This is a genomic window from Tabrizicola sp. BL-A-41-H6 (genome assembly GCF_050632395.1).
Classification (GTDB): domain Bacteria; phylum Pseudomonadota; class Alphaproteobacteria; order Rhodobacterales; family Rhodobacteraceae; genus JAUYQR01.
The window spans coordinates 1,221,011-1,233,586 of sequence record NZ_CP192600.1 but is presented as its reverse complement, the minus strand read 5'-3'; the positions used below and the strand labels follow the sequence as shown (position 1 = coordinate 1,233,586).

At 63.8% G+C, this 12,576-nt stretch carries 14 protein-coding genes; 4 read left to right on the top strand and 10 right to left on the bottom strand.

What is annotated here, in order from left to right:
- Positions 1–95 precede the first annotated feature (95 nt).
- The 3 genes from ACROUL_RS06140 to ACROUL_RS06130 are packed head-to-tail and all read right to left on the bottom strand — an operon-like array spanning position 96 to position 3,227.
- Entirely contained in the window at positions 96–1,400 is a 1,305-nt protein-coding gene (locus ACROUL_RS06140) for an ABC transporter substrate-binding protein (RefSeq protein WP_431298636.1), read from the bottom strand.
- A gap of 31 nt (positions 1,401–1,431) precedes the next feature.
- A complete protein-coding gene (locus ACROUL_RS06135) occupies positions 1,432–2,304 on the bottom strand; it encodes a carbohydrate ABC transporter permease (protein WP_431298635.1) in 873 nt (290 codons plus the stop codon).
- A 5-nt stretch (positions 2,305–2,309) separates the two neighbouring features.
- Positions 2,310–3,227 carry a carbohydrate ABC transporter permease gene (locus ACROUL_RS06130; protein WP_431298634.1) on the bottom strand — a complete coding sequence of 306 codons (918 nt, stop codon included), beginning with the start codon at positions 3,225–3,227 and terminating at the stop codon, positions 2,310–2,312.
- Between the two features lie 140 nt (positions 3,228–3,367).
- Between ACROUL_RS06130 and ACROUL_RS06125 the strand changes: the two genes are divergently transcribed.
- Positions 3,368–4,396, top strand: coding sequence for a LacI family DNA-binding transcriptional regulator (locus ACROUL_RS06125; protein WP_431298633.1), 1,029 nt, complete (start codon positions 3,368–3,370; stop codon positions 4,394–4,396).
- A 158-nt stretch (positions 4,397–4,554) separates the two neighbouring features.
- Here the strand turns inward: ACROUL_RS06125 and ACROUL_RS06120 are convergent, their stop codons facing one another.
- The 5 genes from ACROUL_RS06120 to ACROUL_RS06100 are packed head-to-tail and all read right to left on the bottom strand — an operon-like array spanning position 4,555 to position 8,092.
- Positions 4,555–5,571 carry a LacI family DNA-binding transcriptional regulator gene (locus ACROUL_RS06120; RefSeq protein WP_431298632.1) on the bottom strand — a complete coding sequence of 339 codons (1,017 nt, stop codon included), beginning with the start codon at positions 5,569–5,571 and terminating at the stop codon, positions 4,555–4,557.
- A 46-nt stretch (positions 5,572–5,617) separates the two neighbouring features.
- Positions 5,618–5,953: a hypothetical protein gene (locus ACROUL_RS06115; RefSeq protein ID WP_431298631.1), complete on the bottom strand. Its 336-nt coding sequence runs from the start codon at positions 5,951–5,953 to the stop codon at positions 5,618–5,620.
- A gap of 23 nt (positions 5,954–5,976) precedes the next feature.
- Entirely contained in the window at positions 5,977–6,855 is an 879-nt protein-coding gene (locus ACROUL_RS06110) for an NAD(P)-dependent oxidoreductase (RefSeq protein ID WP_431298630.1), read from the bottom strand.
- On the bottom strand, positions 6,852–7,340 hold the full coding sequence (locus ACROUL_RS06105) for a gluconokinase (RefSeq protein ID WP_431298629.1): 489 nt from the start codon (positions 7,338–7,340) through the stop codon (positions 6,852–6,854). The genes ACROUL_RS06110 and ACROUL_RS06105 overlap by 4 nt, the downstream gene beginning before the upstream one ends.
- The gene (locus tag ACROUL_RS06100) at positions 7,337–8,092 is read right to left on the bottom strand and encodes an SDR family oxidoreductase (RefSeq protein ID WP_431298628.1); all 756 of its coding nucleotides are present in this window, start codon (positions 8,090–8,092) and stop codon (positions 7,337–7,339) included. Before ACROUL_RS06100 ends, ACROUL_RS06105 begins: the two co-directional genes overlap by 4 nt.
- 94 nt (positions 8,093–8,186) lie before the next feature.
- Between ACROUL_RS06100 and ACROUL_RS06095 the strand changes: the two genes are divergently transcribed.
- Positions 8,187–9,134, top strand: a complete 948-nt coding sequence (locus tag ACROUL_RS06095) for a 2-hydroxyacid dehydrogenase (protein ID WP_431298627.1) — start codon at positions 8,187–8,189, stop codon at positions 9,132–9,134.
- Positions 9,134–10,162 carry an L-idonate 5-dehydrogenase gene (locus tag ACROUL_RS06090; RefSeq protein WP_431298626.1) on the top strand — a complete coding sequence of 343 codons (1,029 nt, stop codon included), beginning with the start codon at positions 9,134–9,136 and terminating at the stop codon, positions 10,160–10,162. Before ACROUL_RS06095 ends, ACROUL_RS06090 begins: the two co-directional genes overlap by 1 nt.
- Here the strand turns inward: ACROUL_RS06090 and ACROUL_RS06085 are convergent.
- Positions 10,159–10,581, bottom strand: coding sequence for a GlcG/HbpS family heme-binding protein (locus ACROUL_RS06085; protein ID WP_431298625.1), 423 nt, complete (start codon positions 10,579–10,581; stop codon positions 10,159–10,161). The genes ACROUL_RS06090 and ACROUL_RS06085 overlap by 4 nt on opposite strands.
- 70 nt (positions 10,582–10,651) lie before the next feature.
- On the opposite strand from ACROUL_RS06085, the gene ACROUL_RS06080 reads away from it, so the two are divergent.
- The gene (locus tag ACROUL_RS06080) at positions 10,652–11,542 is read left to right on the top strand and encodes an SMP-30/gluconolactonase/LRE family protein (RefSeq protein ID WP_431298624.1); all 891 of its coding nucleotides are present in this window, start codon (positions 10,652–10,654) and stop codon (positions 11,540–11,542) included.
- A 4-nt stretch (positions 11,543–11,546) separates the two neighbouring features.
- Here the strand turns inward: ACROUL_RS06080 and ACROUL_RS06075 are convergent, their stop codons facing one another.
- A complete protein-coding gene (locus ACROUL_RS06075) occupies positions 11,547–12,542 on the bottom strand; it encodes a LacI family DNA-binding transcriptional regulator (protein ID WP_431298623.1) in 996 nt (331 codons plus the stop codon).
- Positions 12,543–12,576 lie beyond the last annotated feature (34 nt).

Below are 12,576 nucleotides of genomic sequence, written 5' to 3'. Positions count from 1 at the left end.
GTCCTTTGGTCAGTCAGAGAGGGAGCATTGAAAGAGAAGTCGGGGCACAGGAATTCTGGGAGGAAACCAATTCACCTGCGCCCCTTTGTCGGTCGTTACTGGAAGAGCGCGTTGATCTCTTCGTTCACAGCCGGCAGGATCTCGGCAGGTTCACCCTGGCCGAGCATCACCTTGTCGAGCGCGGTTTTCAGGAGGGAGTCCACCTCGTTGCCGCGTTCGGTCATCGGGAAGGAGAAGGTCGATTCCGCGACTGCCACTTTGGTGAAGGCCGACACGTCCACGCCGCGCGCCTTGTGCGCTTCGATGGCAAGCTCAACCGCTTCGGGCCGTGCGGGGAATACGACGCCAGCCTTGCCGACGATGCTTTGGCACTCCGACGAGCCGAGGAACTTCACCCACTGCCAGGCGGCGTCCTTGTTCGGCGAACCGGCCCAGATCGAATCTGCCAGACCGTTGAACATCGACTTGCGGCCTTCAGGGCCAGCGGGCAGCGGGGCGAAGCCGACCTTGAAATTGGCGTTGTCGAGGTAGGACCCGATCATCCACGACCCGTCGGTCGCCATCGCGCCCTGACCCGCCGAGAACAGACCCGAGGCGTTCAGCTTGCCAACCATTTCCTGCGACGGCATCAGCCCCTTGTCGAGGGACAGGTCCTGCAGCCAGTTGATCGCTTCGGCCAGTTTCGGATCGTCTATGAAATACTTCGACCCCCAAGCCTGATCAATGTATTTGAAGCCGTTCGACACGGCGAGATATGACCATTCGGTCTGCCCGAATGCCGACAGAGGCGACGAGACATAGCCGTAGCTCGCGACATTGGCCTTGTCGAAACCCTCTTCGTTTCCGCGCTTGCCGGCCTTGTCGACAGTCAGCTTGGCTATCGTCTCTTCCCAGGTGCCGCCATCCTGCGGGTTCCAGGTCAGGTTCTCCAGATCAGCCGGCGTCATGCCCGCTTCGGCCAGCTTGTCAGCGTTGTAGACGATGGCGACGGTGTCCCAGTCCTTGGGCATGCCCCACTGCTTTTCGTCCTTGTTCCAGGTCTGCGCCAGACCAGGCAGGAAGCCCGACATGTCATAGCTGTCAGCTGCGATGCGGGGGGTCAGGTCTTCCATCACGCCATTGACGAGGAACTCCGGGTAGCGGCTGACGTGGTTCACGAAGACGTCCGGCGCGGTGCCCGAAACGAAACCGGTGGTCAGTGTGGTCCAGTAATTGTCCCAGCCGTCCTGCGTGATCTTCACACTCATGCCGGGGTTCTGCGCGGCGAAGGCATCTGCGCATTGCTGGTAGACCGGCGCCTGATTGCCGTCCCACATCCAGTAGGTGATCTCTTGCGCCTGGGCGGGAGCCGCAATCGCGGTTCCGGCCAGAAGCGCCCATTTCATTGTCTTCAGTCCCATCGTCAACTCCTCCACAGGTTTTTCAGGGTTCTCATTTCATGCCGCTGGTCTGCAGCGACTCCACGATCCGCCGGCCAAAGAAGGCGAGCAGGAACAGTATGGGGATGATCGACAGCATCACCGCTGCCATCAGCCCGGTCCAATCGGGCTGCGCTTGCCCGGTCTGCGACTGAAACTCGGCCAGTGCCACCGCAAGCGGGCGTACGCTCTCGTCGCGACCGACAAGGAAGGGCCAGAAGAAATCATTCCACGCGTTGATCGACAAAAGGATCGCCAGCGTCGCCATCGGCCCGCGCTGCAACGGGAGGGCGATGTGCCAGAAGATCTGGAAATGCGACAGGCCCTCCAGCCGCGCGGCCTCTTCCAGTTCTTTCGGGCTGGAGATGAAGAACTGCCGCAGGAAAAACACGGCAAAGGGCACCATCAGGATATTGGGTGCCACCATGCCTGCAAAAGTGTTGATCAGCCCAAGCTCGCGGATCAGCACGAAATTCGGGATGAATAGCACGATCGACGGGATCATCGTGGCCGAAAGGAAGGCCACGAACAGCACATCGCGCCCCGGAAAGCGCAGCCGCGCAAAGGCATAGGCGGCTAGGGCGGAAAAGAACAGCTGCCCCGTGACCAGAAGTCCCGCGTAGATCACCGAATTGCGCAGCGCGAGCGCAAAGTCGATGGGGGCCGCCTGCGCTGAGTTCAGGACGATATCCGTCTTGAACCCTAGGACGCGTGCGAAGTTCTGCAAGGTAAAGCTAGGCGGCACGAGCGACGAGGCGCTGGCGAAAAAGTCGTTCGGCAGGGTCAACGCGGTTTTCAGCGCGACCCAGACCGGCAGCAGCGAAATGGCGGCCAGGACCAGAAGGGCTGCATATCCGGCAATGCGAGAGAGGGACGGTCTTGCCATCGCCATCACCCAAGGTCCGACTGGCCGGATCGCATCACGCGCATCTGCACAAGCGTTACCGCGATCAGGATGAAGAACAGCACCATCGACATCGCCGAGGCGAGGCCCATCTTCGAGAACTTGAAAGCCGTCTCGTAGATGTAGAACATCACCACCTTGGTCGATCCGGCAGGCCCGCCGGCCGTTGTGACGGCGATGGTGTCAAAGATCTGGAATGACCCGATGACCGAGGTGACCAGCACAAAGACCATCACCGGGCGCAAAAGCGGCAGTGTGATCGTGCGGAACATCTGCCATTCCCGCGCGCCGTCCAGCCGTGCGGCCTCATAAAGATCGCGAGGGATTGCCTGTAGCCCGGCATAGAAGAGAAGCGCTGTGAACCCCACGTGCCGCCAGATGTTGATTCCGGCAACCGAGATCAGGGCTTGATCGGCTGACGCAAGGAAAGACTGCTTGGCCACCCCGATGGCTTCCAGAAAGACATTCGTCATCCCGATCAGCGGATCAAGCATCAACAGCCAGATCAGTGCTGCCACCACGTTGGAAATCAGATAGGGCGCAATGATCACCGCCCGCACCCAGACCTGCCGCGCCAGACGGTCGGCCAGCACCGCAATGAAAAGCGCCAGTCCCGTCTGCACAGGGATGTTGTAAACCACGTAAACCAGCGTCAGCCGCAGGCTTTCCCAAAAGGTGCCGTCGGACCAGAGTTGTGTGTAATTGGACAGCCCCACAAAGCGCGGCTCACGCAAAAGGTTCCAGTCGGTCAGGCTGATTTCGGCGGCGCGCAGGGTAGGCAGGACATAGAACACAGCCAGACCGATTAGCGCCGGAGCGATGAAGGCATAGCCCATCAACGCCTCGCGCTGGCGCATCGACAGGCGCCTTTGACCCGCCGAAGGCGGTCTAACCAGCTTTTGCATCCTTGCCCTCCCAGGCGTCCGACCTTGTGGCGGACTTAACTAACACGTGTTAGTAATCGTTTCAGCTAGACGCGCGGGGCGACGCTTGTCAACAGATTCTTCAAAGGCTAATCGTGTTAGTGACGTAAAGGGCAGGCAGCATGACACGAAGCAGGGTGACAAGCCATGACGTTGCCCGCGCGGCCGGTGTGTCGCGCACGACCGTGTCGATCGTCCTGAACCGGTCGAATTCTGCCGTGATCGGCGAAGACACGCGCAAGCGGGTCGAGGCCGTCGCCGCCGATCTTGGCTACCGCCCCAATTCGGCCGCCCGGATGCTGAAAAGCGGGGTCACCGAAACCGTCGGGCTGGTGGTGACGGAAAGCCGGTCGCTGTCAGTTGACGGGTATATTCCGCTTCTCTTCAACGGCGTGGGCAGCGTGCTGCGGCGCAAGGGCTATCACCTTTTGCTGGAAACCCTGTCGCGCACCCGGGGCAAGAACCCATACACTGACCTTGTGGAATCCCGCCGCATCGACGGCCTTCTGCTGCTCAGCCCGCGCAAGGACGATGCCAACCTGATCGAGCTGATCGAATCCGATTTCCCCATTGTTCTTTTGGGGTCAATCGGCCATCCGAGGGAGATCTCGGTCGATACGCCCAGCACCGAAGGCCTTCGCGACGCTGTCGCGCATGTCGTGGCTCTGGGCCACCGCAGGATCGGAAGCATCCCGTTCTCGCCGCCCGGGTTTTCGGCGGCCGACATGCGCTTGTCCGAGTTGCGGAGCTTTCTTGCCGATGACGGCATCGCGCTTGACGACACTGCAATCGTGTCGGGCGATTTCAGCGCCGAAAGCGGGTTCAAGGCCACGGTCGCACTGATGGCTGCCCGCCCTGACATCACGGCAATCTTCGCCGGAAACGACACGATCGCTTTGGGCGTGATCGGCGCACTTGCCAGCCTTGGCTTGTCGGTTCCGCGGAATGTCTCGGTTGTCGGCTTCGACGATCTGCCCTTTGCAGGCTATGTCGCCCCACCGCTGACGACAGTGCGCGTCGATGGCATGCATCAGGGCCAATGTGCTGCCGAAGCGCTTATCCTGCGGCTCAAGGGAAAGCCCGTCCCAGAGCCTCGCCAGAAGTTCAGCTCGGTTTTCATCCCACGAGATTCAACCGCTTCCGTCCGCTAAAGGTCTTCATCACCGCTGCCGCGACAACGACGAAATACAGTACTGGTTATTCGAAACTGCCCGTTGTGGCGTCCAGATGATTGTCATCGCGGCGGCGGAGAACGGTCGTTCGGCGTCCACTTGGATTTGTCAGGTTCGCAGATCCGACACTAATCTGGTCAGCCGGTGGATTGCCGGATCAGGAGCTCTGGCGAAATGGCAATACGACCAGGCTTGTTCTGGCGGCCATTCAGCACATCAAGGATAAGTTCGGCCGTGCGTGTGCCGATGTCGCGTGGGAAGGGATTGATCGTGGTCAGCGCAGGGACGGCGATGCCGGCGATCTCGTAATCTCCAAAGCCTGCGATCCATATTCGTCCTGGAACATCGACTCCGCGTCTTTGGCATTCGGTCAGGGCACCGAAGGCTGATAGGTCGGAGACGCAGATGACCGCCTGGGTATCTGGGAGGGTTTCAAGGAGACGGCCCATCGCCCCCGCCCCTTCCCGCATGGAGATGGGAGGCACGCCCGCAGCGATCAACCGGGTCGCGTCCAATCCATGCGCCTGCATCGCGGCGATGAACCCCGCGCGGCGGTCGGCGCCGCGGGTGTCACGGGTCGTGTCGCCGCCAATGAAGGCGATGCGCTTCAGCCCCCGGGCCACAAAATGATCGACCATGCCGCGCACGGCGCTGGCATTGGAAAAGCCGATGACATGGCCGATGGGGTCCTCGGGCAGGTCCCAGGTCTCGATCACCGGGATGCCTGCGTTTTCCAGCATCCGCCGGGCGCGCGGGGTGTGCCGGCCACCGGTGACGACGATCGCCTCGGGGCGGCGGCGCAGGAACTGTTCGATCAGACGTTCCTCCTCGGCCATGTCGTAGTCGGTATAGCCCAGAAGGATTTGCAGCCCGCGCGGCTTCAACCCCTCGGAAAGCCCGCGCACGGTTTCGGCGAAGTTGGCGTTGTTGATCGAGGGGATGGTGACCGCAATGAAGTCCGTCCGCTGCGAGCGAAGGCTGGAAGCCGTGCTGTCGAACACATAGCCAAGGTTGTCTGCCGCCTTCAGGATGGCATCGCGGGTGGCCTCGCTGACTGAACTGTCGGTCTTGAAGGCCCGGCTGACCGTCATTGGCGAGACCCCGGCAAGGCGGGCGACATCGGCCATAGTCGGGGACTTGCGGGCGGTGTTCATGGGCCCTTGTTATCGTTACCGCGCATGGAAATCCAGCTTTGCGGGGTCAGGTTGGATCGAAGCTGAGGGCGGTGGTGACGTGGTGGTGGATGCGCCCGGTAAAGAAGCGGGATAGGACCCCTTCGGTTGCAGCGCGGCCTTCCATGCGGATCGGGTGATCGAGAAAGGCATTCACGGTGGCGCTGTCGGGCCAGTCGATGGCCAGAATCAGCGGATATTCCGGCGCGCCCGCGTCACGATCGTCGGCGAAGGTGACGTGGATAGCCAGCGCGCCGGGAAAGCGACGCCACACCGGCACAATCTCGGCCAGAACAGCGGCGCGGAAGGCTTCGGTCTGGCCGGGGGCGACGGTGCCTTCGAAAAGGGCATAACGGGTGATCATTCAGAAAGGTCCTTTCACGGTCCTCAGATACTTTTCTTGACGGAGAAGAATTCCATCAGCGCGGCCTGATCCTCGCCGCCAAGCCCGGCGGCGGTCAGCATCCGGTGAACCTCGGCACAAACGGCGGTCAGGGGCATTGGCGTGTGGGTCAGGCGGGCAAGATCGGCAGCGCCGTTCAGGTCCTTGACCATGTTGTCGATCCGTCCCGTTCGGCGATAGTCGCGGGCAGCGAAGCGGGGCATGTATTCCTGCAAGATGGCGCTGTCGGCGCGGCCACCCTTGAGGGCCTGGGGTATCCTGCAGACGTCCACCCCGGCGGCCTCGGCCAAAGCGGTCGCCTCGGCGACGGCGAGAAAGCCAAGACCGCAGAGCACCTGATTGATCAGCTTGGTGGTCTGGCCGGCACCCGGCCCACCCATCCGCGTCTGGTTCGAGGCGACGCGTACGAGGATCGCCTGCGCGACGGCCACAGCCTCGGGCGTCCCGCCCTGCATCAGCGTCAACTCACCCGTCGCGGCCTTGGGGATGCCGCCGGACAAGGGGCTGTCCACCCAATGCAGGCCCGTTGCGGCGGCATCGGCGGCAAGCGTCCTGGTCGCCTCGGGGTCGATCGAGGACATGTCGATTATCAGAGTGCCGGGGCTGGCACCCTCGGCAACACCGCCCGGGCCAAAAACGGCGGCGCGGACGATATGGGCGGCATTCAGCGACAGGATGACCGCGCGGACGCCTGCTGCCGCTACCGCGGCGGAGGGTGCGGCTTTGGCCCCGGCGGTGACGAGGGGCGCGACCTTGGCCGGGTCGAGGTCAAAGACCGAAAGCTGGGTTCCGGTTGCAACCAAACGTGCGCCAATCGCGCCGCCCATAGCGCCTGCACCGATCAGGGCGATCTTTTCGGTCATGAGGTAAGTCCTTCAGCGGCTGCGGTGATGATGGCATCCAGCGGCTGGTCAATGTCGATGGCCAGCGCCTCGTCGGGGCCCGGAACCTCAAGGGCCGCGAACTGGCTGTCAAGCAGGCTGGGCGGCATGTAATGGCCGGTGCGGGCAGCCATACGCCCTGCGATCACATTACGGCTGCCGGTGAGGTGGATGAAACGTATCGGCCCGCCCGCACCGGCGCGCAGACGGTCGCGGTAGGTGCGGCGCAGGGCAGAGCAGCCGACGATGACGGGCGCCTCGGTCGCCAGCACCTGCGCCACCCGGTCAAGCCACGGCCAGCGGTCGTCATCGGTCAGTGGCACTCCGGCGCGCATCTTCTGGACATTCGATGGTGGATGCAGGTCGTCGCCATCGCGGTAGGGAATGCCAAGGCGCGCCGCCAACCCTTCGCCAACCGAGGATTTGCCGCACCCCGACACGCCCATCACGACGATGCGATGGGTCATAGCGAGGCCGTGATGCCGCCATCGACAAACAGAATATGGCCGTTGACGAAGCTGGCGGCGTCCGATGCCAGAAAGATGCACGCACCCTGCAACTCCTCCACCCGACCCCAGCGGCCGGCGGGGGTGCGCTTTTCCAGCCATGCCGAAAAGGTCGGGTCGGCCACAAGGGCAGCGTTCAGCGGTGTATCGAAGTAGCCGGGCGCAATGGCATTGCAGTTCAGCCCGTATTTCGCCCAGTCCGTCGCCATGCCTTTGGTCAGGTTGCCGACGGCCCCTTTCGTAGCCGTATAAGGCGCGATGGAGGGACGTGCGAGGGCGGTTTGCACCGAGCCGATGTTGATGATCTTGCCCCGCCCGCGTGCGATCATGTGGCGCGCGACCGCCTGCCCGACATGAAAGACCGAGGCGATGTTGGTCTGCAAAAGCCGCTCGAACGCGTCGGCGGGGAAATCCTCCAACGGCGCGCGGTGCTGCATGCCTGCATTGTTCACCAGAATGTCGATGGGTTTGCCGGTGGCCTCATAGGCATCCACTGCGGCGCGGACGCCGTCGTGGTCGGTCGCGTCAAAGACCAGCGCATCCGCCCCCGGAATGCGCGCGGCGGCGGCGGCAAGCTTGGCCGCATCCCGACCGTTCAGCACCACCTGCGCACCAGCAGCGGCCAGACCTTCGGCCAAGGCAAAGCCGATGCCTTGCGAAGACCCGGTCACCAGCGCCCGCCGCCCTGTCAGATCGAAAAGCCTGTATCCCAAGGTGTGCTTCCTTTCAGTTCGCTCTCGACAAGCGCCGTTTCTCCAGTTTATGTTATCGTTAACATCGCCTGTCAAGCCGGATCGGAAACCACAGATGACCAAGCCCCATGTGCTGCAAGTCGGCCCCTATCCGGAATGGGATCAAGTGCCGCTGGATGCCGCCTATACTGTCCGCCGCTGGTGGGAGGCCGCAGACAAGGACGCGTTTCTGGCCACAGTTGGCCCCGATATCGAGGCGATTGCCACGCGCGGCGATCTTGGGGCAAGTGCAGCGATGATTGCGGCCTGCCCAAACCTGAAAATGATCAGCGTCTTCGGGGTGGGCTACGACGCGGTCCACCTCGCAAGCTGCAAGGCACGCGGGATCAAGGTCAGCAATACGCCCGACGTACTAACAGAGGATGTGGCTGATATCGCCGTGGCTATGCTTCTGGCGCTGGTCAGGCGCACCGGCCCTGCGGAAGCCTGGGTCCGCTCCGGCGATTGGGCGGCAAAGGGTATGTTTCCGCTGACGCGCAAGGTCTCGGGCACGCGGGCGGGGATTCTGGGGCTCGGGCGGATCGGCACAGCGATTGCCCGGCGCTTGCAAGGGTTCGGGATGGAGATCGCCTATTCCGCAAGAGCGCCGAAACCAGGCGCCGAGGGTTGGACATTCGTTCCCGATGCCGTCGCGCTGGCCGAGCGGTCGGACCATCTGTTCGTGGCCCTTGCCGCAACGGCCGAGACCCGTCACATCGTCAATGCCCGCGTGCTGCAGGCGCTGGGGCCAGAGGGGACGGTGATCAACATCAGCCGGGCCGCGAACGTCGACGAGGCCGCCCTTCTGGATGCGCTGGAAGGCGGCAAGATCGCCGGCGCTGCGCTGGACGTTTTCGAGGGCGAACCGAACCTGAACCCGCGCTTCCTGACCGCTCCGAACGTACTGTTGCAGCCGCATCACGGCTCGGGCACCGTCGATACCCGCAAGGCGATGGGGAAATTGATGCGCGACAACCTGAGTGCACATTTTGCAGGGCAGCCGCTGCTGACGCCGGTGCTGTGATGCGGGCGATTGTCATTCATGCAGCCCGTGACCTGCGGATCGAGGAGCGGGCCGAGGAAGCCATCGGCCCGGGGCAACTGCGCCTGCGGCTGGCGACGGGAGGTGTCTGCGGGTCGGACCTGCACTACTACAACCACGGGGGTTTCGGTGCCGTCAGGCTCAAGGAACCGATGATCCTTGGGCATGAGGTTTCGGCCTATGTCGACGACGCGGGCGACACGACCTTCACCAAGGGGCAGCTTGTCGCGGTCTCACCCAGCCGTCCGTGCGGCGGTTGCAGGTTCTGTCTGGAGGGCCTGCCCAACCAATGCCTGAACATGCGGTTCTACGGCAGCGCGATGCCTTTTCCGCATATTCAAGGCGCGTTTCGCGAAACCCTTGTTGCCGATGCCAGCCAATGCGTTGATGCCACCGGCCTGACCCCGGGTGAGGCGGCGATGGGCGAGCCGCTGGCCGTCACGCTGCACGCCACCCGCCGCGCGGGCGAGATGCTGGGCAAGCGCGTGCTGGTCACCGGCTGCGGGCCGATCGGGGTCTTGTCGATCCTGGCCGCCCGCCGGGCCGGGGCGGCAGAGATCGTCGCGACCGACCTGTCGGATTTCACCCTGTCGCTGGCGTGCAAGGTGGGCGCGGACCGGGTGATCAACACCGGCTCTGACCCCGACGCGCTGGCTGCCTATGGTGCGGAAAAGGGCTACTTCGACGTGCTTTACGAATGCACCGGGGTGGCGGCAGCGCTGGCTGGCGGGATCGCGGCCTTGCGCCCACGTGGGGTGATCCTGCAACTTGGGCTTGGGGGCGACATGACCCTTCCAATGATGGCGATCACCGCGAAGGAGCTGGAGCTGCGCGGGTCGTTCCGGTTTCACTCAGAATTCGCTGTCGGGGTCGGCCTGATGCAGAAGGGGCTAATCGACGTGAAGCCGCTGATCACCCACACGGTCGCCCTTGATGAGGCCGAGACTGCGTTCCGGCTTGCCAGCGACCGAAGCCAGGCGATGAAGGCGCAGATCGTGTTTTCGGCTTAAGGCTGGGCGGTCGCGCCGATGGCGGCAAGGGCGGCCTCGGCCACCTCGACATCCTGTGCGCCAGAGCCTGAGCCGACACCGATGCCGCCAAGGAGGACGCCGTTTCGCCAGATCGGCAGCCCGCCGGGAAGGCCGGTCATCGTGCCTTCGGTCGCGGCGGCGATGGCGGAGCGGACCGCCTCGGGCAACGCGGCCGAGGGTTTGCCGGTCGAAGCCGCCGTCTGCGCCTTGGCCCGCGCCGAGCGCAGCGACAGGACCCTTGCCCCCGTCATCCGCAGGACCGCAAGGTCGACTGCCGAAGGATCGACGATCACGATGCACTGGGGTTGGCCCATAGCCTGCGCCTTGTCCGCCGCCGCATGAAGCATGGCAAGAAGTGCGGCATCGGTCAGCCGTTCGGTCGGGTTGGTGACCTGCATGGGTGGGGCCTTTCGGTTTGACGGCCGTATATGGTAACGATAACAAATACTGGAAAGAGAGAGGGCTGTCATGTCATTCTTCGAAGTCCATGATCCGGCGCTCGGGGCCTATGTACTGGGCAACGCACCAGTTAAGCGGCTGGCGACCGGTTTCGACTGGGTCGAAGGGCCGGTGTGGTTCGGCGACCTTGGTTGCCTACTGTTCTCGGATATCCCGAACAACCGCATCCTGCGCTGGACGGAAGAGGGCATCAGCACCTTCCGTGTCCCTTCCAACTATGCCAACGGCCATACCCGTGACCGTCAAGGTCGGCTGGTCAGCTGCGAGCACGGCACGCGGCGGGTGACGCGGACCGAATGGGACGGGGTGGTGACGGTGGTGGCCGACAGCTTCGACGGCAAGCGTCTGAACAGCCCGAACGACGTGATCGCGGCCCCGGACGGCAGCCTGTGGTTCAGCGATCCGCATTACGGGATCATGACCGATTACGAAGGGTTCCGCGCGGCGCAGGAACTGCCTTGCGCGGTCTACCGGGTGGACGCGGCGGGCGGGATCGAGGCAATGATCCTGGACATGGCCTGCCCGAACGGCTTGGCGTTCAGTCCCGATGGAACGCGCCTTTACGTGGCCGATACCGGACGGATGCACAGTGCGGACCCACAGCATATCCGCGTCTACGACATGGTCGCGGGGCGGCCGGTGAATGGGCGGGTATTCCACACGATCAGTCCCGGCTCCGCTGACGGCATACGGTGTGACAGCGAGGGGAACCTCTGGTCCTCGGCCGCTGATGGGGTGCATTGCATCGCCCCGGACGGGCATCTGATGGGAAAGATCCTTGTGCCGGAGCTGGTGTCGAACCTGTGCTTCGGTGGGCGGGCAAAGCACCGCCTGTTCATCACCGCGACGACCAGCGTCTATTCGGTGATCCTGAACCGCAGGGGCGCGCAGTGGCCGTGAGGGGCTAGCCCGTCTCGCCCGGTTCCAGCCGGGTCGGGATCACCGTCACGTCCTGGCCCGGCTCGCCCTTCAGGCGCGCGACAAGGGCTTCGGCGGCGGCCTTGCCGATGCCAGTGGTGGGGACGATGGTGGTGGTCAGCCGGCGCGGCAGGATCGAGGCGGCCTCCATCCCGCCCCAGCCGGCGATGCCAAGGTCCTCTGGCACCCGCAGCCCGCGGGATTGGGCGTAAGCCATGCCGCCGATCGCCATCTCGTCATTGTGGAAGTAGACGACATCCAGATCTGGCTGGCGGCTGAGCAGTGTTTCCAGACCGTAGTAGCCGGCATAGAAGCCGGGCGTGTCATGAAGGATCTCGCACGCGACCAGCGGATGCCCGGCGCGGGAGAGCGTTGCGTCGAAACCGTCAAGCCGGGCTGCACCCGTCACGTCCGCCCGGGCCGAAGCGCCGACATAGCCCGCCCGCCGCCGTCCGCGTCGCAGAAGGAACTGCCCCATTTCGGCACCGCAATCGAAATGTGAAAAGCCCACCGACATGTCGATCGGACTGGTCGTCAGATCCCAGATCTCGACCACCGGGGCTGCTGCGCTGCGGAGCAGATCGACCGTCGCGGGCGTGTGGGTGCGCCCTGACAGAATCAGGCCGGCAGGGCGCCAGGCGATGACCTGGCGGATCCACGCCTCCTCCTCGTCAACAGAGTGGTTGTTGGCGCCGATCATCAGCTGGTAGCCCAGCCGCGACAGCGCACGGTCGACCCCGTCCAGGACCTGGCCGAAAAGGCCCGAGGTCAGCCTTGGCACGCACATGCCGACCAGCGTCCCGGATTGGTCGGCACCAAAGGCCGCTGCCAGCCGGTTCGGCACATACCCCAGTCTTTTCGAGACCTTGACCACCCGGTCCCGCGTTTCGTCGGAAAAGCCTGTTCCGCCGCGCAGGACGCGGCTGACCGTCATCTTCGACACCCCGGCCGCCTTGGCGATATCTTCGAGATTGGCCTTCAACGACGCGCTTCCCCGGTTGTGCTCGACGCCATGT